Annotated in this window: 20 protein-coding genes and 1 pseudogene; 14 read left to right on the plus strand and 7 right to left on the minus strand. The window is 62.9% G+C overall.

Annotation, left to right across the window (positions count from 1 at the left end; translation table 11 throughout):
* Positions 1-170: 170 nt before the first annotated feature.
* Both V6W80_RS24000 and V6W80_RS06920 read left to right on the plus strand, forming a co-directional pair.
* Positions 171-320: pseudogene (locus V6W80_RS24000) on the plus strand (hypothetical protein); the annotation flags it as partial.
* Positions 321-629: 309 nt separating this feature from the next.
* Complete coding sequence (locus V6W80_RS06920; protein ID WP_338546334.1) at positions 630-1,439, plus strand: inositol monophosphatase family protein; 810 nt, start codon at positions 630-632, stop codon at positions 1,437-1,439.
* A 110-nt stretch (positions 1,440-1,549) separates the two neighbouring features.
* Here V6W80_RS06920 and V6W80_RS06925 read toward each other — a convergent pair whose 3' ends face one another.
* The gene (locus V6W80_RS06925) at positions 1,550-2,116 is read right to left on the minus strand and encodes a histidine phosphatase family protein (RefSeq protein ID WP_017638911.1); all 567 of its coding nucleotides are present in this window, start codon (positions 2,114-2,116) and stop codon (positions 1,550-1,552) included.
* A gap of 274 nt (positions 2,117-2,390) precedes the next feature.
* Between V6W80_RS06925 and V6W80_RS06930 the strand changes: the two genes are divergently transcribed.
* From V6W80_RS06930 to V6W80_RS06940, 3 genes are read left to right on the plus strand one after another with little or no spacing between them, the layout of a single operon-like run.
* Positions 2,391-2,840, plus strand: coding sequence for a FecR family protein (locus V6W80_RS06930; RefSeq protein ID WP_338546335.1), 450 nt, complete (start codon positions 2,391-2,393; stop codon positions 2,838-2,840).
* Positions 2,837-3,469 carry an OmpA family protein gene (locus tag V6W80_RS06935; RefSeq protein WP_160922853.1) on the plus strand — a complete coding sequence of 211 codons (633 nt, stop codon included), beginning with the start codon at positions 2,837-2,839 and terminating at the stop codon, positions 3,467-3,469. Before V6W80_RS06930 ends, V6W80_RS06935 begins: the two co-directional genes overlap by 4 nt.
* Before the next feature lie 10 nt (positions 3,470-3,479).
* The gene (locus V6W80_RS06940) at positions 3,480-5,477 is read left to right on the plus strand and encodes a CHASE2 domain-containing protein (RefSeq protein ID WP_338546336.1); all 1,998 of its coding nucleotides are present in this window, start codon (positions 3,480-3,482) and stop codon (positions 5,475-5,477) included.
* A gap of 97 nt (positions 5,478-5,574) precedes the next feature.
* Here the strand turns inward: V6W80_RS06940 and V6W80_RS06945 are convergent, their stop codons facing one another.
* The 3 genes from V6W80_RS06945 to V6W80_RS06955 are packed head-to-tail and all read right to left on the minus strand — an operon-like array spanning position 5,575 to position 8,803.
* Positions 5,575-7,158 carry a M48 family metallopeptidase gene (locus V6W80_RS06945; RefSeq protein ID WP_338546337.1) on the minus strand — a complete coding sequence of 528 codons (1,584 nt, stop codon included), beginning with the start codon at positions 7,156-7,158 and terminating at the stop codon, positions 5,575-5,577.
* A 2-nt stretch (positions 7,159-7,160) separates the two neighbouring features.
* The gene (locus V6W80_RS06950) at positions 7,161-7,520 is read right to left on the minus strand and encodes a hypothetical protein (protein WP_017638906.1); all 360 of its coding nucleotides are present in this window, start codon (positions 7,518-7,520) and stop codon (positions 7,161-7,163) included.
* On the minus strand, positions 7,517-8,803 hold the full coding sequence (locus V6W80_RS06955) for a CHASE2 domain-containing protein (RefSeq protein WP_338546339.1): 1,287 nt from the start codon (positions 8,801-8,803) through the stop codon (positions 7,517-7,519). The genes V6W80_RS06950 and V6W80_RS06955 overlap by 4 nt, the downstream gene beginning before the upstream one ends.
* A gap of 438 nt (positions 8,804-9,241) precedes the next feature.
* Here V6W80_RS06955 and V6W80_RS06960 point away from each other — a divergent pair, with 438 nt between their 5' ends.
* The 3 genes from V6W80_RS06960 to V6W80_RS06970 all read left to right on the plus strand — a co-directional run bounded on the left by V6W80_RS06960 (position 9,242) and on the right by V6W80_RS06970 (position 13,404).
* Entirely contained in the window at positions 9,242-11,644 is a 2,403-nt protein-coding gene (locus tag V6W80_RS06960; RefSeq protein ID WP_338546341.1) for a TonB-dependent siderophore receptor, read from the plus strand.
* 92 nt (positions 11,645-11,736) lie between these two features.
* Positions 11,737-12,237 (plus strand): GNAT family N-acetyltransferase, encoded by a 501-nt coding sequence (locus tag V6W80_RS06965; protein WP_338546344.1) that lies wholly within the window; start codon positions 11,737-11,739, stop codon positions 12,235-12,237.
* Positions 12,238-12,339: 102 nt separating this feature from the next.
* A complete protein-coding gene (locus tag V6W80_RS06970; protein ID WP_338546346.1) occupies positions 12,340-13,404 on the plus strand; it encodes a hypothetical protein in 1,065 nt (354 codons plus the stop codon).
* A 1-nt stretch (position 13,405) separates the two neighbouring features.
* On the opposite strand, the gene V6W80_RS06975 is transcribed toward V6W80_RS06970, so the two are convergent.
* Together V6W80_RS06975 and ppsR are read right to left on the minus strand one after the other, a co-directional pair.
* Complete coding sequence (locus V6W80_RS06975) at positions 13,406-14,035, minus strand: LysE family translocator (RefSeq protein WP_017638901.1); 630 nt, start codon at positions 14,033-14,035, stop codon at positions 13,406-13,408.
* A gap of 49 nt (positions 14,036-14,084) precedes the next feature.
* The gene (gene ppsR, locus V6W80_RS06980) at positions 14,085-14,903 is read right to left on the minus strand and encodes a posphoenolpyruvate synthetase regulatory kinase/phosphorylase PpsR (RefSeq protein ID WP_007159264.1); all 819 of its coding nucleotides are present in this window, start codon (positions 14,901-14,903) and stop codon (positions 14,085-14,087) included.
* Positions 14,904-15,029: 126 nt separating this feature from the next.
* Here ppsR and ppsA point away from each other — a divergent pair, with 126 nt between their 5' ends.
* The 6 genes from ppsA (at position 15,030) to V6W80_RS07010 (ending at position 21,484) form a co-directional block, all read left to right on the plus strand.
* Positions 15,030-17,399 carry a phosphoenolpyruvate synthase gene (ppsA, locus tag V6W80_RS06985; protein WP_160922861.1) on the plus strand — a complete coding sequence of 790 codons (2,370 nt, stop codon included), beginning with the start codon at positions 15,030-15,032 and terminating at the stop codon, positions 17,397-17,399.
* A gap of 150 nt (positions 17,400-17,549) precedes the next feature.
* Positions 17,550-18,551 carry a zinc transporter ZntB gene (locus V6W80_RS06990; RefSeq protein ID WP_338546349.1) on the plus strand — a complete coding sequence of 334 codons (1,002 nt, stop codon included), beginning with the start codon at positions 17,550-17,552 and terminating at the stop codon, positions 18,549-18,551.
* A gap of 48 nt (positions 18,552-18,599) precedes the next feature.
* The gene (locus tag V6W80_RS06995) at positions 18,600-18,863 is read left to right on the plus strand and encodes a hypothetical protein (RefSeq protein ID WP_017638897.1); all 264 of its coding nucleotides are present in this window, start codon (positions 18,600-18,602) and stop codon (positions 18,861-18,863) included.
* Complete coding sequence (locus V6W80_RS07000) at positions 18,864-19,688, plus strand: mechanosensitive ion channel family protein (RefSeq protein WP_017638896.1); 825 nt, start codon at positions 18,864-18,866, stop codon at positions 19,686-19,688. It abuts the gene before it with no gap.
* A gap of 55 nt (positions 19,689-19,743) precedes the next feature.
* On the plus strand, positions 19,744-20,328 hold the full coding sequence (gene sigX, locus V6W80_RS07005) for an RNA polymerase sigma factor SigX (protein WP_007159259.1): 585 nt from the start codon (positions 19,744-19,746) through the stop codon (positions 20,326-20,328).
* A 100-nt stretch (positions 20,329-20,428) separates the two neighbouring features.
* Positions 20,429-21,484: an OmpA family protein gene (locus tag V6W80_RS07010; protein WP_017638894.1), complete on the plus strand. Its 1,056-nt coding sequence runs from the start codon at positions 20,429-20,431 to the stop codon at positions 21,482-21,484.
* A gap of 135 nt (positions 21,485-21,619) precedes the next feature.
* On the opposite strand, the gene gltA is transcribed toward V6W80_RS07010, so the two are convergent.
* Complete coding sequence (gltA, locus tag V6W80_RS07015) at positions 21,620-22,900, minus strand: citrate synthase (protein WP_338546350.1); 1,281 nt, start codon at positions 22,898-22,900, stop codon at positions 21,620-21,622.
* Between the last annotated feature and the right edge of the window lie 185 nt (positions 22,901-23,085).

The following is a 23,085-nucleotide window of genomic DNA, read 5'->3' on the forward strand; positions in this document are numbered from 1 at the left end:
CGCTTGAATGTTCTGACCGGCTGCTGGCGGATTTGGTGCGGTCCGCTTCCACATTTCGCCGTATCGACTGCCAATACCCGACAGCCTGCAGCTTGCAGATGACATGGTGGTGACCGCCTGGTACTGGTAGAGCTTAAAGAGTAAGGACGACGTCAATAAGGATTAGTCATATGTTCTATCGCTTTCCTCCTGGCACCTTAGGTAGCGCCAGTCTCGCCTATCAACGACCTTATCCAAATCCACTGGCAGTTGCAGGCGGCGATATCGTTCAGCCGGTAATCGATGGCTCGCAAGAGATCACGGATATGCTGGGCTGGACATGGTGCAAAGCTGTGGATGGTCGTTCTGGTTGGGTGCCCAACGCCTGGTGCCAGCCTTGCGCCGATGGCTGGCAACTCAAGCGGGATTTCGCAGCCTTGGAATTGAATGTCCGCGAAGGCGACCAATTGAGATTGCATTACAGTGAGAGCGGATTTGTATTCTGTACCACTATGACTGGAGACACGGGTTGGTTGCCGGACGCCGTAATTCTGCTTGAGGACGATGACCTGGTGCCGTCCCGTATGGAGCATTTGCATCTTGGTTCCGAGCTGGCACCCTGGCGCTTTTCAACTGCTCCAGGAGTCTTCATGGTCAACATTGCCCCCGCCATCGCCGAACGCTACCGCGCCGTCCAGGAGATCGCCCGGGAAGCAGCGCAACTCGGCCTCGACTTCTATCACCGGCGCGGCGCGCTGCAGGTGGACCACAAGGGCAGCGACCTGCAGGACGTGGTGAGCATCGCCGACAAGACGCTGGAGGAGCTCATCCGCCAACGCCTGAGCGAACGCTTTCCAGAGGATGGCCTGCTGGGCGAGGAGGGCGGTGCAACCGATCTGGCTGCCCCCTATCTCTGGGTCATAGATCCCATCGACGGCACCGCGCCCTTTCTCAATGGACTGCACAATTGGTGCGTGTCCATCGGCCTGATGCACGAGGGGGAGCCCTTGCTCGGCGCGATCATGGATCCGAATCACGACGAACTCTTCCATGGACTGCGGGGGCATGGTGCCTTCGTCAACGATCAGCCACTGCGTGTCCATCCCGCCACCGAGATCCGCCAGGGCTTGACCGGCCTGGGTACCACCCATAGACGTGGCAAGGAAAACTTCCTGCCCTTCGTGACCGGTCTGCTGGCCGAAGGCGGGCAGTTCTTTCGCAATGGCTCGGGCGCCCTGATGACCGCCTACGTCGCCGCCGGCCGGCTGATCGGCTATTACGAGACCCTGATCCATGGCTGGGACTGCCTGGCGGGCCTGGTCCTGATCCAGGAGGCGGGCGGCCGCCACAACGCCTTCCTGCGTAACGAGGGCCTGGTCAATGGCAATCCCCTGCTGGTGGCAGCGCCAGGGGTCTACGACCAGCTCGCCGCCTTGGTAGGGCCTTCGCTGGACAGGTGAGCGGGCAGTTCCGGCGGAACGAAGAGGCAAGAGGGCAGGTTGCCTGGCTATTACCGGTCACCTTGCCGCCGTCGGACGTGGCCGGTGTGACCGAAGCCATGCGCCGCGTCCTAGCGCTGCTCTTTGCGATAGAGGCTCGGCTTCCAGTAGTCCTTCAGCAGCAGATGCAGCGGACCGCGCCAGCCGCGCTTGCGCAGTTGCCAGGCGATCAGGACGTTCATGATGCCGTGTCCTAGCAACAGCACCGAGCCGTGGCGTTCGGCCAGTTCGATGAGTCGATCGGCCGCCTGGCCAGCGCGCACCGAAGAGCTGCCGATGGATTCGGTATGGGCGGCGAAGCCCAGGAACCAGGCGGATCTGAACAGCAGGCGCCAGGCCTTGACCGGCAGCCGCGGCGCATCGAGTTCCAGATAAGGCAGGTGCGCTTCGGCATAGACCTCATCGACCGGGCTGTCCGTGCGCCCCATCAGGTATTCCAGCGAGCGTACGCAACGTCCCAGGGGGCTGCTCACCACATAGCCCGCCTCCTGCGCCAGCCGCCGTGTTTCCGCAGGCTCCTGGCCTGCCGGCACCGGCGCCTCCTGGTAGCGCGCGACCCAGTCCTTCATCTCCCGCGGGGTGCAGCGAGCCTTACTGGAAAGATCGGGTTTGCCGTGACGGACCAAAATGATGTGCATGGAAGGCGACCTGGGAAAGATGGTCACTAGACCGCAGTTATCAGCGTTCGTCTCGCGCTGTCCCGCCCCGTAATGGTGATATCAAATCGCCACTTGTGCTGCTGGCTATGCCGCCTGGCTTGTTTATCTGGTAGAAGGTGATTGGGTTCACGAGCCTAGTGCCAGGCTCGCTGGGTAGCAGGCTGCTTCGGGAAGTTGCCTGGGCGCCTGCTGCAACCCGCGTTGCCTAGTCAGAGACCGTCCAAGCACGTCGTCCATCCAAGGACAGGAAAGCATGAAAAGAATACTGTGCGCGTTGGCGCTGCTCGGTGTGCAGGTGCTGGGATCACCACTGGTGACTGCCGCGGAAGAGTCCCACGTCGCGCTGATCAAGAGCGTGTCGGGCAGCGTCACGGTGCTGCGTCAGACGACGACCTTCCAGGCCCAGGCCGGCACCACCCTGCAGGTGGCCGATCGCTTACAGGCGGGCCCGGAATCCACCGCGGCCATCGTCTTTCTCGACGGTACCCTGCTCACCCTGGGCAACGACGCCGATGTGCAGCTGCGCGATTACCTGTTTGAACCTAAGAGCAGCCGTTATGGCTTCTCGGTCTACCTCACCAAAGGCGCGGCCATCTACTCGTCCGGCAAGATCGGCAAGGTCTCGCCCGACTCGGTGAAGATCGAGACGCCTTCCGCCACCATCGGCGTGCGTGGCACCCGCTTCCTGGTCCAGGCCCAATGAGCGCCGTGATCGCTGCCTCGTCCCAGGGTCGCCTGCTGCTAGGTGTCCTGCTGTCGGCGCTGGTGCTGGGCGGCTGTGCCAGCCCGCCGCTGCCCCAGACCAGGGTCACCCTGATGCCCGACGAGGATGGGCACGTCGGTGCCGTCTCCGTCACCAGCTCCGCCGGGCGCCAGGCAATCGACCAGGGCTTTGCCGAGGTTACGGTAGCCGGACCGAATCAGGCGCCGACTGCCGCGCAGTCAGTGGCCCAGCCGCTCTTCGAGCAGCAGCACCGCCAGGTGCTGGCGGCCCAGCCCTCGCCGCCAAAGACCTTCGTGCTCAACTTCCGGTCCGACAGTATGGAGCTGACACCGCAATCCAAAGCGCTGCTACCAGAGGTGCTGGACGCTGCGCGCCAGCGCATGCCTACCGAGATTTCGGTATTCGGCCACGCGGATGCGTCGGGTACGCCTTCCTACAATCTCGACCTCTCAGGGCAGCGCGCCCGCAAGGTGGCCGGTCTGCTACAGCGGCTCGATCCCAAGCTGCGTATCAACGTCGAGTTCTTCGGCGACACGGTGCCACTGGTGCCGTCTCGCCCGGGAAAGTCGGAACCGCGCAATCGCCGTGCCGAAGTCCTGATTCTCTAGGGTCTGGTGCATGAAGTCCGTCACCCACCCGTTGCGTCGTCGTGCGCCCTGGATGTTCCTGGTCAGTCTGGGGCTGTCGCTGGCCTTTGGCTTCGCCGCCTTGCTGCAATGGACGCCACTGCAGTATCTCGACCGCCTCGCCTACGATCAGCTGAGCCGCTTTTCGGCCAGCGATGAAGAGGCGACCGGGGTACAGGTGGTCAGCATCGACGAAGCCAGCCTGGCGGCACTGGGCCAGTGGCCCTGGCCCCGCTATCGGATAGCCGAGCTGCTCTCCCGCATCGCCGAAGCCGAGCCCGCCGCGATCGCCGTCGACGTCTTGTTCAGTGAGCCGGACCGCACCTCGCTCAAGGCGTTGCAGCAGAGCTTCAAAGACGACTTCGGCATCGACCTGAGCTTTTCCGGCGTGCCTGCGGAGTTGCAGGACAACGACGGCTATCTTGGCTACGTCATGGGACAGACGGGGGCCATCGCCGCCCGCTTCTTCTTCCTCGATCTGCACCAGCCCGCTTCCAGCGGCCTACGGCCCGGGATTGGCTTCAGCGGTGCCCTCGACGCCCTGGCGCTGCCCGAGGCCACTGGCGCGCTGGACAACGTAGCCCCCATCGCCAGCCAGACGCGCTTCAGCGGCTTCATCAACAGCCAGCGTGACAGCGATGGCATCCTCAGGCGCACCCCCCTGCTGCTCAGTCACCAGGGCATCATCCATCCCAGTCTGGCCCTGGCCGCCACCATGCGCGCCCTGGGGCTGACCGAGGGCGTGGTGGAGACCAGCATCGCCGGACCGGTGCTGCGGCTTGGCGATCACCGTCTGCCGCTCGACAGTCGAGGCCAGGCGCTGCTGCACCTGCACAGCACTGCCGAGCATTATCCTGAGGTCTCGGCGCTGGCGGTGCTCAGTGGCGCGGTGGCGCCCGCCAGACTCAAGGACAAGGTGGTCTTCGTCGGCGTATCTGCCGCGGGCTTCAATGATCTGCACACGACGGCCCTGGGCCAGACCTTTTCCGGCGTCAGGCTGCAGGCCGCCCTGACCCAGGACCTGCTGGACGACGCCTTGGTGCGGGTCCCCCAGTTCGCTGGAGTACTGCAACTGGCGTTGTGCCTGATCGGCGGCCTACTGCTTTCCGCCGGGTTTTTCTACAACCACAATCAGCGCCGCTTCGCCCTGTTGGCGACCGCGTTGATCGTCCTGCCACAGCTGCTGGGCATCTGGCTGTTCGTGCGCTACGACGTCTTCCTGCCCCTGGCCGCGCCCCTGCTGCTGGTGGCGATGCTGTCGGGCCTGGCGTTGGTCACCCGGATCATCCTGGCGCGCCAGTACGAAGAGCGCTGGCGCCGGCAACTGGAACGGTCACGCCAGGTCACTATCGAGTCGATGGCCGCGGTGGCCGAGACCCGGGATCCCGAGACCGGTGCCCATATCAAGCGCACCCAACACTATGTCCGTGCCATCGCCGAGCAGATGAGACGCACCGGTCAGGCGGCGGACCTGCTGACGCCGGACTATATCCAGCTGCTGTTCCTGTCCGCGCCGCTGCATGACATCGGCAAGGTCGGGGTGCCGGATGCCATCCTGCTCAAGCCCGGGCGGCTGACGCCCGAGGAAATGCAGGTGATGCAACGGCACGCCGAATTCGGTCGCCAGATCATCCTCAGCACCGCCAGCCATCTGGAGGATGACAACTTCCTCGCCCTGGCCGCCGAGATCGCCAGTACCCACCATGAGAAATGGGACGGCAGCGGCTATCCCAACAGGCTGTCTGGTACAGACATCCCCTTGGCCGGGCGCATCATGGCGGTGGCCGACATCTACGATGCGCTGATCAGTCGTCGCTGCTACAAGGAGCCTTTCAGCCACGAAGACTCGCTACAGATGATGCGCGAGATGCGTGGCAGCACCTTCGATCCCCAGGTGCTCGATGCCTTCCTGGCCATCGAGCCGCAGATCCTGACCATCGCCCAGCATTTTCGCGATGAAGGGGCGGGGGGAAGTCGGCGCCTGGTCTGAACGGGTGCGGCACCGACCGGACGGCGGTCCTGTACAGGGTGTTCGGATGCCGAATCGGAGATGCCCCATGGTCAGGAAGCGTCCCTCGCGTAACGGATCAAGCCTTCAGCCCTGGCACCAACTTCACGCAATTGGCCTTGACGCTGGGATAGGTCAGGCATTTCTTACCCAGCCGCTGCTGGGCGGGCTGGTCCTTGAGTTGTCGTGCAACATGGATCTTCTGCACGATGAACATTTCTTCGGAGCCGAAGTTCTGCTCGCCTTGATCGATCAAGGCGAGCGCACCCTGGGGATCGCCGTTGTTCAGGCGTGCGGAAATTGCCAGCTCGTAAAGCTCCGGACTCGCCAGGCGCCAGTTCTCGATGGCCTGCAGGGTTGCCGCCGCCTGCTGCCGATTACCCTGGGCCAGGTGAAGATTGAAGGCTGCACGGCGGATGCCGGGTTGGTTGGCTACTGGTGATGACAGGGCACGTTCGACCAGGGCTTGAGCACCTCGCAGATCCTTGCGTTCCAGGGCCACATTGGCGCCATAGGCATCGCGGTAGGCACTGAGTGCGGCCCGTACCCGAGGATCCTCACGCAGGTGCGACCAGCGCGAGCGCTCCACCTGGGCGCGCCGCTCGCCCTGATACTCCCGCTGCAGGTACTGGCGCAGGTCCTTATCACGTTGCATGGGCGACATGTGCGAGCGCTGCAGGTAGTCACTGGCCGTGGTAATGCTTACCAGCATGCCTTGATTGAGGAATGTCTGAGCTTCCTTGAGCACCCCATTGACATCCAGCTTGGTAACCGCCGCCGTGAGGCCCAACTGGCGTTCCTGAAGAAAGGTGGCCATCAGCGGGGTCTGCTTGCCCTGGTAGTCGTCCAGGCGTTGCAGGCTGTGGCTGGCGGCCCGCGGTGCATAGCCAGCACGGATCAGCAGGTCGACGCCGAGCAAATCTGCCTGATCCTCCTGGACGCGGCCCCAGGCCGTGTTCCAGACATTGTCGGAAAAGCTGTTGATCAAGGCGCTGTAGAGGAGGGTACGGTTGATGATCTTGCCGGTTTCTGCGGGATTCTTCTGGTTGAAGCGGACCTGATCGCCAGCGCGATCCATGCGCGTGTCGGTCACTGTCGCACCCAGGATCGCCAAGGTCGCCATGCGCGTGACGTTCTCTTTCTGCTGGATGAACGCCTTACGGCGATCATGGTGCCGCAGCAGAACGTGGCTCATTTCATGAGCCAGCATGGCGGCGATTTCATCTTCGCTGGCGACGTTTTCCAACATCCCCAGGGGCACGAAGATGTTGCCGTAAGGATCGGCCGAAGGGCCGAAGGCGTAACTATCGACCAGGCCGATCTTGAGGGGTGGCATCTCACCCGGCCAGCCCCGCCCGAGTTTTTGCACGATGCCATCCAGATACTCCTCTAGCGGAGCAATGGCGACGAGGTTCTGCTGGCGCACCTCATTGGCTGGAAGACTGCGGCCATCGTAGCTGAGGCGCAGGTTTTCGACGTGCCGGGCATCGAGCGTGCGGTGGGCTCGCACATCCGGTTGATCTAGATAGTGGCCGTCGAAGGTGGCATACGTATGCTTTCCTGACAGATTGGCCAGGGCATCGGGCGCACCGGTGAGCGTCCCACATCCGCTCAGCGCAAGGCAGCCAAAGAGCAGCGGTAGGACAGCGCGGGCGGTGTTCATCGCTACTCCTTGGCGCAGCCGGCGCCGTAGCCCAAGGTGGCCCCACTGCTGCGGTCGGCCGTGCCACTGGCCAGCTTGGCGCACGGCATCTTTACCTCTGCGCCCTGGTTCAGGCGCACGTCCATCCGGTCCAGCCAGACTCGCCGACCATCCAGTTGTACCTCCACCAGATCCAATTCATTGGTGGACAAGACCGGCAGCGGCAGCTGGGGCAGGCGATCCCGAGACAGGCTACCCAAGGGTTTGCCGAGTGGGTCAAGCAGGCTCAAGGGGTCGCTCTCGATCGCCACGACCGTGAGGGGAGCGGCCTGAAGCTCAAGCGATACCACGAGAATTGCGCTGGTGAGCCACGCTTTGATCATGATTGTTCTCCTTGCCGGATGTGCTCTCGGGTCTCCGCCCGAGCTTCTAGGTGATTGCGGAAAAGGGTGAGGCTGAGCAGTCCCAGACCGACCACGTTGAGCGGCGTCAGGCTCAGCAAGTAGCAGACGGCCATGGCGGCCAACAGGAGGATTACCAGCACCGTTCTCAGGTAGAGCCTAGTGAACCAACCTTGCTCGCGAACCAGGACAATGGCGAGGATGGCAGCTGCAAACACCAGGCTGACGATACTGATGACATCCAGTGAGGTGTCGCCCAGGCTTGGCGGGTCTCGGTAATAGTCGGCCTGTAAGGTAATGAGATTGTCCAAGGCCATGGCGTGCTGATAGACCGCCGGAATCTGTCCGTGAACCGGTGAATGGATTCGATCCGCCGCTCCCGTGATGTCGGCACCCACCAGAACCAGGCGCCCTTGTAATACGCTGCGCAGCAGCGCCCGCTCTTCGGGCAGGGTCGTTTCCAGTTCCGCTGCATTCAGGGTGAGGGTATAGGGGCAGGGCAGGGTCGCGGGAGTGGAGAAGCGCCAGAACAACGCGGTCAGCACCATCTGGAAGGTCTCCGCCAGGGCACTGGAGCGCAGTTGGCAATGCTGGCTGTTGCTGAGCAGAGGCTGCTGGCTAGCCGTATGCAGTCCCCATTGCACGGCGATGGGAGGCGCGTCCGCTGCCATCTCACGTGGCTCGCAAGTCTGGCGTTGACAGTATTCCTGATAGAGCGCTTGGGCAGGTGTAGGCAGCGGCTGACCGTCGCTGCCGGTTACGGTGAGGGGATAGCGGTCCCCCTGGTCATCCCATTGGATGATGGCCGGCTTCGTCACCTTCGCCAGCTCAGACAGAGTATCCGCCTGATTCGTCTGCGGGAGCGTCTGCCCGGTGCTGGCGAGTAACACTGGAATGTCCTGCTGGGCATAGCGGGCGAAGACGTTGGCCAGTACCTGCGGCGTCTCGTTCGCCCGGGAGTGATCGTGGCTATACAGCAGGTCGACGAATACCGCCTGGGGCCGATAATGCAGCAGCCGCGCCAACACCTTGGCCTGTTCCTGATAAGGCAGAGGCCAATGCAGATCGTGCCGAAGCAGAAAGGCATCGTCCAGCAACAGCAAAACGATCTGTTGCTGGCCGCGATCGGAGTAGAAGGCCGACAGCAGTCGATTGAAGAATTGTTCGCTGGCCTTGTCCGTGGCGCTGGACAAGCCCAAGGGATCACAGGCCAGGATCAGCAGCCCCAGTACGCCTAGCAGCAGCCCACGACGCAGACGGGTCATGGACCTTGGTGGCATTCCTTGGCACATCAAAACGTTCCTTGTTTCAAGCGAGAGCAACTCTGCGGCAATGGAGGACTTTTTGCAAATTGCGTCACGTTTTTCGTCTAGGAGTAGCTTGCGCGCTCTCTTGCTTTGCTCCAGCCCTGGTACCCATGTTCCGCCAATGTATTGGATGGAATGGATCAGGCAGCTCTTTACCTGAAGTGCACCCAGCTCCCGCAACTTCACGGAACCGCAGCCTAGAGCGCAAGAATACCAATGGGTAACGTTCGCGTATATTTATGATACTAATTTGCATTTACAGATAGGACGTCATCTCATAGTCTTTCAGCCCGCCGCTGGCGGCGTTGGATGCAGGTCCATGGACCCGGGAGCCGGGTCTGTCGAGTCCTTACGTGGGGTATGGACGGACCGCTTCCATTCTGAGGACGAACCTAGATGCAGCACTTCACTCTTCGCGCCCTGGCGCTCTCCGTTTCTCTGGGCGTGACAGCCTTGGCCCAGGCAGCACCCATCGCCCTGTCGCAACCGGCGCAGCCGCTGGCCGATGCCCTGCAGAGCTTTGCGCGCGCCAGCGGCCTGAAGGTGAACTACGATCCCGCGGCCCTGGCCGGCAAAGGTGCGCCGGCGCTGTCGGGGCGGATGGAGCCGGACGTTGCCTTGCAGCGGCTGCTGGCCGGCAGTGGCTTGGCCGCCTCGCTGTCCGGCAACGTCGCCACCGTCGCCCCGGCAGCCACCCAGGCCGGGACCGGTAGCGTGGCGCTGGATGCCACCACCATCACCGCCGACGATGGCTCGCTCGTGGGACGAGCGAGCACCGAGGGCACTCGCTCCTACACGACCGGGGCGATGAGCACCTCCACCGGCCTGCCGTTGTCCATCCGCGAGACGCCCCAGTCGGTCAGTGTCATCACCCGACAGCGCATGGAAGACCAGGGCATGACCGATCTCAACGACGTGGTCCGCTACGCGCCGGGGGTGACGCTGAACAAGTTCGGCGGCGACCGCCAGGAATTCCTCGCGCGCGGCTTCCGTATCGACAACATCATGTACGACGGCCTGCCCACCACGGCCGGGACCTTCACCCTCGACACCCTGTCCTCGGCGGACCTGTCCATCTACGACCGGGTCGAGGTGGTGCGCGGCGCGACCGGCCTGATGACCGGTGCTGGCGACCCTTCGGCCACCCTGAATCTGGTGCGCAAGCGCCCGACCGCCTTTCCGCAGGTCAGCGTCACCACCAGCGCCGGCAGCTGGGATCGCTACCGTACCGAGGTCGACGCCTCCAACAAGCTGAATGAAGCTGGCACCCTGCGCGGTCGCGCCGTGGCTGCCTATGAAGACAGCAACAGCTTCCAGGACGTCCGCGAGCGCAAACGCCAGACCTTCTATGGTGTCCTTGAAGCGGATCTCAGCGACTCTACCACCTGGACCATCGGCGCCTCCAAGCAGCGCGAGGACAAGACCTCCGACTGGGGCAGCCTGCCCAGCGGTCCCAATGGCGAAGACCTGCACCTGTCACGCTCCACCTTCCTGAGCGGCGACTGGGCGTACTGGGATCAGGACACCTACACCCTGTTCTCGGACATCACCCACACCTTCGACAACGGCTGGAAGGCCAAGCTGGCAGCGCAGCAGGTCTGGGCGAATTCGGATACCTATTCCAATTACCTGACCTCTGTAGCGCCGGACTTCAGCTATTCCTCCGTCAGCGATCTGGCCACCGCCTCCGGTGCCTATCGGACGGATTCCGACCAGCTCAACCTCGATGCCTCGGTGAGCGGCCCCTTCCAGTTGCTGGGTCGAGAGCATGAGTTGATGGTGGGCATCAGTCGGCGTCAGGAAAAGTTCTACCAGCGCGGGGGCTTTTCCGGCGCAACCCCGGTCGACATCTACAACTTCCGTCCCAGCAGCATTCCCAAGCCGGCCAAGGACAGCTTGACGCCTTACGCCAGCAAGAACACCTCCACCGAGGAAGCGATTTACGCTGCTGCGCGTCTCAATCCGATCGATCCCCTGCACGTCATCGTTGGGGGACGCGTCAGCTGGTACGACTTCGACAATCTCTACAGTGACAACGACTACAAGGCCACACGCGAATTCACGCCCTATGCCGGCATCATCTATGACCTGAACGACACCTACTCGGTGTATGCCAGCTATACCGAGATCTTCAAGCCGCAAAGCGAGCAGAACACCGGAGGTTCGGTACTTGAACCCCGGACCGGCAAAAGCTACGAGATCGGGCTGAAGGGCGCCTATTTCGATGGCGCCTTGAACGCTTCCGTCGCGCTCTTCGACACCGTCCAGGAAAATCGCGCCTACCTGCCGAGCAACCAGGCGACCTTCTGCCCGGGCTATCCGGTGCAAAGCTGCTACACCGCCGCTGGCGAGGTTCGCAGTCGCGGCATAGATGCGGAAATCTCCGGTCAATTCGCACCCAACTGGCAGGCGTCGGCGGCCTACACCCTGGTGCTGAGCGAGTTCACGAAAGACGCTGTTTACGAAGACCGCCGCTTCGCGCCGGAGCAGCCCAAGCACCTGTTCAAGGCCGCCACCAGCTATCAGCTCACCGGCGAGCTGAGCAAGTGGCGCATTGGCGCCGATCTGCTGGCTCAGAGCGGGACCTTCGAGCGTGTCGGCAACGGCGAAGCCAAGCAGGATAGCTACGCACTGGTGGGCCTGATGGCGGGTTACCGCTTCAACGAGCACTGGGATGGTCGCGTCAACTTCAACAACATCTTCGACGAGAAATACTGGCAGGGCATTCCAACGGGCACTGGTACCGGCGTCTACGGCGATCCCCGCAACGTCATGCTCAGCCTGAAGTGGACCCTCTGATCCCACGACTCCGTTAGCGGGCTTACGCTTCGCCCTTGTCCGACCCACCGGACTTGGGCGAAGCTGCGGACTTCTGCGAAGGAGTGCCGCCCATGTCCAGCTCGATCGTCCATCTGGAACGCTATGCTGATCGCCATGCCGAGGGTCTCGCTGCCCTCTATGGCGATCCGGCCGTGGCGCGGCAGGTGCTGCAGCTACCCTATCAGAGCGCCGAACAATGGCGGCAGCGTCTGAGCGGCGAGCGCGAAGGGCGGATAGGATTGGTCGCCCTGCGGCAGGGGCAGGTGGTGGGTAGCGCCAGTCTCGAACAGCAGCAGCGCATTCGCCGCCAGCACTGTGGCGCCCTCGGCATGGGCGTGGCCCGGGATTGCCAGGGGCAGGGCATAGGTACCCAGCTGCTGACGGCCCTGCTCGACCTCGCCGACAACTGGATGAATCTGCAACGGGTCGAACTGACCGTCTTCAGCGACAACGAGCCGGCCCTGGCGCTCTATCGCAAGCTGGGTTTCGAAGAAGAAGGGCTGCTGCGGCGCTATGCCCTGCGCGATGGGGTGTTCGTCGACGCCTACAGCATGGCGCGCTTCAAACCCTGATCGCGGTGTATGAGAGAAACTTGAGTTCACCACAAGAAACCTGAGTTTGTTTCATGGGTCATGCGCGATGACAATCTTCACCTTGTCTGGTGGAGGTGTGCAATGGTCAAGATTCATTCCCAGAGTTCCGCGCGGCGCGAGCAACAGGGTGACGCGTCCCTGGCGACGATGGCGTCTCTCGACGATTGCGACCGGGCCGCCCTGATCGCCCAGGGACGTCAGCAGCGTCAGCAGGCGTGGCGCGCCCAGCAGGCCGCGGGTTGTGAGTGGCTCGCAGTAGGCGACTTCGGCTGGGGCGATCGGGTTCTGGCGCATTCGTATCTGGTCGGCGCCGCCACTCGCACCGAGGCGGCAGACGATCTGGGATTCGCCGGCCCCTGTCAGGTCCCGGTATTCACCGCGGACCAGTCCTTTGCCATCGGCTGGGAGCAGCTGTTCGACGAGGTCGCCGAGGCCCAGGCGCTCGGTCTGCTGGTCAAGCCGGTGATCCTCGGACCTCTGAGCTATCTATGGCTCGGTCGCTCGCTCGATCCCGCGTTCGACCGCCTCGAACTGCTGGAAGCGTTGCTGCCGGTCTACGGCGAGATCTTCGCGCGGTTGGCCGCCCAGGGCGTGGAATGGATCCAGATCGACGAGCCGCTGCTGACGCTGGAACTGCCGCTGGCCTGGCGTACCGCCTTCGAAAGAGCCTACAACCTGCTGCAACGCGAGCCGCTGAAGAAGCTGCTGGGTGTGCGTCATGGTGAGTTGATCGAGAACCTGGGGTTGGCTGCCGGTCTGCCGCTGGAGGGGCTGCATGTCGATTGGCCACGGTCGGTCCAGGCCCAGCAGGGGCTGCTCGATCGACTGCCGGCCTACAAGACGCTGTCGCTGGGCTTGGTCGAAGAGACTGAAGCCGGACCCGTAGGCCAGCAACGGCGGCTGCACTTCGTTCGCCAGGCCGGCGAACGCCTGCAGGAGCGCCTCTGGCTGTCCCCCGCGGTCCTTTCCAGGGACGCCGACGCGACGCAGGCCGATGCGGTGGCGGCCGAATTCGCCTGTCTGGTGCTGGCCGCTCGCCAGGCCGCCATGGGCAGGCCAGCAGTGCGCCCGGAAAGGCCTTGGTCGGCGATAGAGGCGGCCCTGGCGAAGCTGGGCGCTGCCCAGTCCCACCTGGTAACGTCCTGAGCTAGCGGTGAGCGGTCAGCAGCAGGCCGCCTGCGCCGGCAAAGAAGGCGCCGGTGGCCTGGTTGAGGCGGCGCACTCCGCGGGGCCCGCGGATGAAGCGGCGGATCTGCCGGCCGAACAGGCCATAGATGAAGGCCGCGACCATTTCCGCGAACAAGTGGGTACCACCCAGGTAGACGAATTGTTGGGTGGTCGGCTGGGTGGGGTCGATGAATTGCGGAAAGACCGCGGCGAACAGCAGGATCGCCTTGGGGTTGCTGATGCCGATGAGAAATTCCTGCAGCATCAACCGATGCAGCGCGCGTGGTTGCGCCGCGCCGTTCTCGCTTAGGTCCAGGCCGTCGAAGGCCCGGCTGCGCCAGCTCTTCACGCCCAGGTAGAGCAGATAGAACGCACCGATCCACTTGATGACGGTAAAGGCCGTCTCCGAGGCCAGCAGCATGGCGCCCAGGCCCACCGCCGAAATCACCAAGAAGATCACGAAGGCCACATTGCGACCCAGGGCCGCAAGGCCCGCCGTCACCGCGCCGTGACGGATGCCATTGCCGAGCGAGCAGAAGTTGTTGGGGCCGGGTGTCAGGGCGATGAGCAGGGCGACCGGAAAGAACAGCAGGGCATCGACGAGATTCATGGCGGTCGCCTGGTGCGCCGCGAGGGCGCCGAAGAGGAGGGGTGGTCGGCTATTTAAACCGTCTTTCCACGCCTTTCTCCACCAGAATCTTCGCCGAGATCTCCTCTACGGAAAAATGCGTGGTGTTGATGAAGGAGATGTTCTCGCGGCGGAACAGACTCTCCACCTCGCGCAGTTCGAATTCGCACTGGGCGAAGCTCGCATAGCGGCTGTTGGGCCGGCGCTCGTGGCGGATCGCCGCCAGGCGCTCGGCGTCGATGGTCAGGCCGAACAGCTTGTCCTTGTAGGTCTTGAGCGAGGCGGGCAGCTGCAGGCGCTCCATGTCCTCTTCGGTCAGCGGATAGTTCGCCGCGCGGATGCCATATTGCAGCGCCATGTAGAGGCAGGTCGGCGTCTTGCCGCAGCGCGAGACCCCCACCAGGATCAGATCGGCCTGCGCATAGTGGGTCGTGCGGGCGCCGTCGTCGTTTTCGAGTGCGAAATTGACGGCCTCGATCCGCTCCATGTAGTGACTATTGTGCATGATCGAATGTGACTTCCCTACCGAATACGAAGATTCGGCGGAAAGTTCCCGTTCGAGCGGGGATAAAAACGTGGAGAAGATGTCGATCATGAACCCGTTCGACTGGTCCAGAATGGCCCGGATGTCGCGGTTGACGATGGTATCGAAGATGATGGGTCGCGCACCGTCCTGGACGGCGGCGGCATTGATCTGCTGTACCATCGCCCTGGCCTTGTCCAGCGTATCCACGTAGGGGCGGGTGACCTTCCTGAAGGTGATGTCCCCGAACTGGGCCAGGAGGCTCTGACCGAGGGTTTCGGCCGTGATGCCGGTACCGTCGGAAATGAAAAAGGCGGTTCGTTGCATGGAGGGACGTCCTGGTGGCGTACGGGGCAGGGATCGCTGCACTGTAACCTACCGCCGTCCACTGTCCATGGGGCGAGCGCCGAGGCGTACTGCTTTCCCACAAAGACACAAGATGGAGAGAAGACCTTGGACGAGTATGTAATTTCACTGGAGCAGCTTGGCGTGCACGACGTCGAGCGCGTGGGCGGCAAGAACGCATCCCTCGGCGAGATGATCGCCAACCTGGCCAACGCGGGCGTCTCCGTGCCGGGCGGGTTCGCCACCACGGCCCAGGCCTATCGCGATTTCCTTGAGCAGAGTGGGCTGAACGAGCGTATCCACGCGGCCCTCGATGCCCTGGATGTCGATGACGTCGTCGCCCTGGCCAAGACCGGCGCCCAGATCCGCCAGTGGGTCATGGACGCGCCTTTCCCCGAGCGCCTGGACGCCGAAATCCGCCGGGCCTTCGCCGAGATCTCGGCAGGCAACCCCAATCTCGCTGTCGCCGTACGCTCCTCGGCGACCGCCGAAGACCTGCCGGATGCCTCCTTCGCCGGTCAGCAGGAAACCTTCCTCAATATCCGCGGCGTCGACAACGTCATCCGCGCGGCCAAGGAAGTCTTCGCCTCCCTCTTCAATGACCGCGCCATCGCCTACCGCGTGCACCAGGGCTTCGATCACAAGCTGGTCGCCCTGTCCGCCGGCGTGCAGCGCATGGTGCGTTCGGAAACCGGCGCCGCTGGCGTGCTCTTCACCCTGGATACCGAATCCGGTTTCCGCGATGCGGTCTTCGTCACCGCCGCCTATGGCCTGGGCGAGACCGTGGTGCAGGGCGCGGTGAACCCGGACGAATTCTATGTCCACAAGCCCACCCTGGAAGCCGGGCGCCCGGCCATCCTCAGGCGCAACCTGGGCAGCAAGGCGATCAAGATGGTCTATGGCGAAGAAGCCAAGGCCGGTCGCTCCGTGCGCACCGTCGACGTCGAGCCCGCGGATCGCGCGCGTTTCTCCATCACCGATGCCGAGGTCACCGAACTGTCCAAGCAGGCGCTGATCATCGAGCGTCACTATGGTCGTCCGATGGACATCGAATGGGCCAAGGACGGCGACGACGGCAAGCTCTACATCGTCCAGGCGCGCCCGGAAACGGTGAAGAGCCGGGCCAGCGCCACCGTCATGGAGCGCTACCTGCTCAAGGACAAGGGCCAGGTGCTGGTGGAAGGCCGCGCCATCGGCCAGCGCATCGGTGCCGGCAAGGTCAAGATCATCCGTGACGTCAGCGAGATGGATCGTGTCCAGCCCGGTGACGTCCTGGTCTCCGACATGACCGATCCCGACTGGGAGCCGGTGATGAAGCGCGCCAGCGCCATCGTCACCAATCGCGGCGGCCGTACCTGCCACGCCGCCATCATCGCCCGCGAGCTGGGCATCCCGGCCGTGGTCGGTTGCGGCAACGCCACCAGCCTGCTTAAGGACGGCCAGACCGTCACCGTCTCCTGTGCCGAAGGTGACACCGGCCTGATCTACGAAGGTGAACTGGACTTCGACATCCGCCAGAGCTCGGTGGATGCCATGCCCGAGCTGCCGTTCAAGATCATGATGAACGTCGGCAACCCCGACCGCGCCTTCGACTTCGCCCAGCTGCCCAATGCCGGCGTGGGCCTGGCCCGCCTGGAATTCATCATCAACCGCATGATCGGCGTGCACCCCAAGGCGCTGCTCAACTACGACAGCCTGCCCTTCGAGGTGAAGGAAAGCGTCGACAAGCGCATCGCCGGCTACTCGGATCCGGTCGGCTTCTATGTCGAGAAGCTGGTGGAAGGGGTGTCCACCCTGGCCGCCGCCTTCTGGCCGAAAAAGGTCATCGTGCGCCTGTCGGACTTCAAGTCCAACGAGTACGCCAATCTGATCGGCGGCAAACTCTACGAACCTGAGGAAGAGAACCCCATGCTGGGCTTCCGCGGTGCCTCTCGCTACATCAGCGAGAACTTCCGCGACTGCTTCGAGCTGGAATGCCGCGCCATGAAGAAGGTGCGCGAAGAGATGGGCCTGACCAACGTCGAGCTCATGGTGCCCTTCGTGCGCACCCTGGACGAGGCGGCGCGGGTGGTCGAGCTGCTCGGCGAGAACGGCCTCAAGCGCGGCGAGAACGACCTGCGCGTCATCATGATGTGCGAGCTGCCCTCCAACGCTCTGTTGGCGGACGAGTTCCTCGAGCACTTCGACGGCTTCTCCATCGGCTCCAACGATCTGACCCAGCTCACCCTGGGCCTGGATCGGGACTCCGGCATCATCGCCCACCTGTTCGACGAGCGTAATCCGGCGGTCAAGAAGCTGCTGGCCAATGCCATCGCGGCCTGTAACCGGGCCGGCAAGTACATCGGCATCTGTGGTCAGGGTCCCTCGGACCACCCGGACCTGGCCAAGTGGCTGATGGAGCAGGGCATCGAGAGCGTCTCGCTCAACCCCGACTCCGTGCTCGACACCTGGTTCTTCCTGGCTGAAGGCAACGCCTGATCCCAAAGGTCACCCTGCCTGCCTGAGGCGGGGTGACTCTTTCCGGGATTAATCCCCCATTCCCCACGAGCGTGGCCCTGCGCCCAGCTGGAGTCACGTTCGCCGGATCGCCTCACCACACGGGGGCAGGATCCTTGTACGAGACACCAGATGCAGCAGTACGACAGTGATGTGGAACAGGGCCTCGTCTATGGCTACCTCCTCGACGGCCGCGGTGGTGGACGGCGCCTGAGTCGCCGTGAACTGGCCGAGGTCGAGCCGGGTCCCGGCGAGGTGCTGTGGCTGCACTGGGATCGCAGCGTGCCCGAGGCCCAGGCCTGGCTCCGGCAATCCAGTGGTCTGAGCGAATTCGCCTGCGATCTGCTGCTGGAAGAGGCGACCCGCCCACGCCTGGTCAATCAGCCCGACGACAGCCTCCTGCTGTTCCTGCGCGGGGTGAACCTCAATCCTGGCGCCGTGCCCGAAGACATGGTGTCGCTGCGGGTATTCGTCGATAAACGCCGGGTGATCTCGCTGCGCATGAGGCCCATGAAGGCTGCCGCCGAAGTCCAAGAGGACCTGGAGGCGGGCATCGGCGCCCAGAATGCCGAGGAGCTGGTGCTCTACCTCGCCAGCTACATGACCAGTCGGGTCGATGACCTAGTGCGTGGCCTGTCCGATCAACTCGATAGTCTCGAGGAGCAGGTCGACCAGGACGAGGGCAGCCTGCCCGACCATGCCCAGGTGCTGACCCTCAGGCGCCGCTCCACCGGGCTGCGCCGTTATCTGGCCCCGCAGCGTGACATCTATGGCGACCTGGCTCGTGGCAAGCCGGCCTGGTTCGTCGAGGCGGCCAGTCAGGGTTACTGGAGCGAATTGCACAACAGTCTGGTGCGCAACCTGGAAGAGCTCGAGGTCGTGCGCGAGCGGGTCGCGCTGCTGCAGGACGCCGAGCAACGGGCGACCACGGAAAAGACCAACCGCACCCTCTATCTGCTGGCCATCATCACCGGCTTCTTTCTGCCCATCAGCTTCATCACCGGTCTGCTCGGGATGAACATGGGGGGCATGCCGGGTTCGTCATCCGCCTTCGGCTTCGTGGCCGCCTGCCTGCTGATCGGCGCGGTGGCGATCTTCCAGGTCTGGCTGTTTCGCCGACTGCGCTGGCTGTGACCCGTCTCCACCTCGCTGCGTCAAGAGGAAACGACCAGCGAGGTGCCTATGCACGATCCCTTCGAAGCGTCCCTCAAGGCGCTCCTCAATACCCCGGCCAATGCTCAGGACGAGGAGGGCGATGATCAGGCACGATTGCATCGTGTGCTCAAGACCGCCAATCGTCAGGTGGGCGCGGGTGCGCTGTTCGATCTGATCGGGCGGCACTGGGCATCGGCGCTGCTGCTGGCACTGGGCAACGGCGCCCCTCATCTGAAGCCGCGCTCGCGCCGTACCGCACGTAGCGAATCTTCCCCGGAGATCCTGAAGTAGATGGAATTCGATATCTGGACCCAGAGTCTGCTGTCCGCCATGACCACCCTGTGGAGCAAGGTGGCCGGCTTCATTCCCAACGTCTTCGGCGCCCTGGTGGTGATCCTGGCGGGCTTCGCGGTCGCCAAGATTCTCGACACCGTGCTGTCGAAGGTCCTCGCCAAGCTCGGCCTGGACCGCGTGCTCGCCGGTGCCGGCGTGACCAAGCAACTGGCCAAGATCGGCATGCGCATGCCGGTCACCACTTTGATCGGCCGGATCGTCTACTGGTTCGTCCTGCTGGTGTTCCTGGTGTCGGCGGCCGAGTCCCTGGGTTTGCAGCGCGTTTCCTCCACCCTGGACGTCATGGCGCTTTATGTGCCCAAGATCTTTGGCGCCGCCCTGGTGCTCATCGTCGGGGTGCTGCTGGCGCAACTGGTCAGCGGCCTGGTCCACGGCGCCGCCGAGGGCGTCGGCCTGGATTACGCCGCAGGGCTGGGGCGTCTGGCCCAGGGCCTGGTCATCATCATTGCGATCTCGGTCGCGGTCGGTCAGCTGGAGATCAAGACCGAACTGCTGAACCTGGTCATCGCCATCGTGCTCACCGCCTTCGCCCTGGCTGCAGCCCTGGCCCTGGGGCTGGGTAGCCGGGGACTGGTGTCGCAGATTCTGGCCGGTATCTACGTGCGCGAACTCTACGAAGTCGGCCAGTGGGTGACCTTGGCGGACGTCGAAGGCGAGATCGAGGAGATCGGTACCGCCAAGACCCTCATCATGACCGAGGAGGGCGATATCGTTTCGGTTCCGAACCGTCTATTGCTGGAGGCTCAGGTCCGCAGCCGCTGACAGGCGCCGCGGAGATGGCTATCATGCCCGCCACTTTTTGGTAGCCAATTCCGTCTTGAACAAGCCTGCCCCTCATGCCTACGATCCGACCACGCTCAGCGATGAAGAGCTGGTCCAGCGCGCGCATGGTGAACTCTTCCACGTGACGCGAGCCTACGAAGAACTGATGCGCCGCTATCAGCGCACCCTGTTCAACGTCTGCGCCCGTTACCTGGGGAACGACCGGGATGCCGACGATGTCTGCCAGGAGATCATGCTGAAGGTGCTTTACGGTTTGAAGAATTTCGAGGGGAAATCGAAATTCAAGACCTGGCTGTACAGCATCACCTACAACGAGTGCATCACTCAGTACCGCAAGGAACGCCGCAAGCGGCGGCTGGTGGAGGCATTAAGTCTGGATCCGATGGAGGAAGCCTCCGAGGAACGGGCGCCGAAGCTGGAAGAAAAGGGAGGGATGGATCGCTGGCTGGTCCATGTGGGGCAGGTCGATCGGGAGATCCTGGTGCTGCGTTTCGTCGCGGAGCTGGAGTTCCAGGAGATCGCCGACATCATGCACATGGGGCTCAGCGCCACCAAGATGCGATACAAGCGGGCACTCGACAAACTGCGTGACAAGTTCGCAGCTGAAGTTGAGGGCTGACCGGATGTGTCAGCTGTAAGTTTTTGAACTTCACGAAAACTTGTTGTCGAAGCCTCCGGAGATTGCCGGAATTAGTACCACTAAAATGGGGATACAAAGGATGAAACTGAAGAGCACCTTGGGCGTCGTGATCGGCTCCCTGCTGGCAAGCGCCTCGCTGAGCGCCCTGGCACAAGGTCAAGGCGCCGTCGAGACTGAGCTGTTCGGCAGCCGTCTGTTCACCGACAGCCAGCGCAACATGACCAACGCCGACCTGTACGGCGGTTCCGTTGGCTACTTCCTGACCGACGACGTTGAGCTGGCGTTGTCCTACGGTGAGTACCATAACGCTCGTGGCGACCGCGACCTGGGCCACAAGAACATCAAGGGCAGCCTGGCCGCTCTGGATGCCTACTACCACTTCGGTCAGCCCGGCGTCGGCCTGCGTCCGTACGTGTCCGGTGGTTTCGCTCACCAGTCCATCAGCAACCGCGACATCAACGAAGGTGGTCGTGATCACTCCACCTACGCCAACCTGGGTGCCGGCCTGAAGTACTACTTCACCGAGAACCTGTATGCCCGTACCGGCGTGCAAGCCAACTACAACATCGACTACGGCGACACCGAGTGGAGCGCTGCTGTTGGTGTTGGTCTGAACTTCGGTGGTTCCACCAAGAAAGAAGTCGCTCCGGCTCCGGCTCCGGCTCCCGTTGCTGACGTCTGCACCGATTCCGACAACGATGGCGTTTGCGACAACGTCGACAAGTGCCCGAACACCCCGGCCAACGTCACCGTTGACGCTACCGGCTGCCCGGCTGCCGCTGAAACCGTTCGCGTCGAGCTGGACGTGAAGTTCGATTTCGACAAGGCCGTGGTCAAGCCCAACAGCTACGCCGACATCAAGAACCTGGCTGACTTCATGCAGCAGTACCCGCAGACCTCGACCACCGTTGAAGGCCACACCGACTCCGTCGGCACTGACGCCTACAACCAGAAGCTGTCCGAGCGTCGTGCCAACGCCGTGCGTAACGTGCTGGTCAACCAGTACGGCGTGCAGGGTGGCCGTGTGAACGCTGTTGGTTACGGTGAGTCCCGCCCGGTTGCTGACAACGCTACCGAAGCCGGTCGCGCTGTTAACCGTCGCGTAGAAGCCGAAGTCGAAGCTCAGGCCAAGTAATCTGCCTGATCCAGACATGAAAAAGCCCGCCTAGTGCGGGCTTTTTCATGCCTGACGTTCTTGGCGTCAGACGTAGATCCAGGCACTGCAGGCATAAAAAACCCCGCCGAAGCGGGGTTCTTCTTTACGGATCGATCAGCCGCGATCGTCCGAGATATCACGTTGGACAACGCCGGTGTACAGCTGGCGCGGCCGGCCGATCTTGTAGGGGCCGGACAGCATTTCCTGCCAATGCGAGATCCAGCCAACGGTCCGCGCCATGGCGAAGATCACGGTGAACATACTGGTCGGAATACCGATCGCCTTGAGGATGATGCCGGAGTAGAAGTCCACGTTCGGATAAAGGTTGCGCTCGACGAAGTAGGGGTCCTTGCGGGCCAGTTCTTCCAGGCGCATGGCCAGTTCCAGTTGCGGATCGTTGATGCCGAGCTCGGCCAGGACTTCGTCGCAGGTCTGCTTCATCACCGTGGCGCGGGGATCGAAGTTCTTGTAGACCCGGTGGCCGAAGCCCATCAGCTTGAACGGATCGTTCTTGTCCTTGGCCTTGGCCACGAACTTGTCGATGTTGGCAACATCGCCGATCTCGTCCAGCATCTTCAACACGGCTTCGTTGGCGCCACCGTGCGCCGGACCCCAGAGGGCCGCAATGCCGGCAGCGATGCAGGCGAAGGGGTTGGCGCCCGAAGAGCCGGCCAGGCGGACGGTGGAGGTGGAGGCGTTCTGCTCATGGTCGGCATGCAGGATGAAGATGCGATCCATGGCACGGGCCAGCACTGGGCTGATGGGTTTTTCCTCGCACGGGGTGTTGAACATCATGTGCAGGAAGTTTTCCGCATAGCCCAGGTTGTTGCGGGGATACATCATCGGCTGACCCATGGAGTACTTGTGCACCATGGCGGCCAGAGTCGGCATCTTGGCGATCAGGCGCATCGCCGAAATCTCGCGGTGCTGCGGATCGGTGATGTCCAGGGAGTCGTGATAGAAGGCCGACAAGGCACCGACCACGCCGCACATGATGGCCATGGGATGCGCATCGCGACGGAAGCCGTTGAAGAAGTTCTTCAGTTGCTCGTGAACCATGGTGTGGTTCTTGATGGTGTCAACGAAATGCGCTTTTTCTTGCGCGTTCGGCAACTCACCCTTGAGCAGCAGGTAACAGGTCTCGAGGTAGTCGGATTTCTCCGCCAATTGCTCGATCGGGTAGCCACGATGCAGCAGGATGCCCTTGTCACCGTCGATGTAGGTGATCTTGGACTCGCACGAGGCAGTGGACATGAAGCCCGGGTCGAAGGTGAACACACCAGTGGAGGTGAGGTTGCGAACATCGATCACGTCCGGGCCGAGGGTGCCGGACATAACGGGCAGGTCAACCGGATCCGCTCCCGAGATGATCAACTGCGCTTTCTTGTCAGCCATTAGGCCTCCTTATTTTGCTTTGAAATCATCAATAAACCCTCCACTCAGGGCCTCGCCCACTATAGAGGGATAAATTTGAAAGTCAATTTACGAAAATATCACCCTAGAGGCGCTTTCTGGGCAGATTGTGCGGCGAAAAGACATTAACACGCAGGCTTCTGAATATCAGCTGGCGACGTCGGGAT

Source organism: Pseudomonas benzopyrenica, assembly GCF_036884265.1.
Taxonomy (GTDB): Bacteria; Pseudomonadota; Gammaproteobacteria; order Pseudomonadales; family Pseudomonadaceae; genus Chryseomonas; species Chryseomonas benzopyrenica.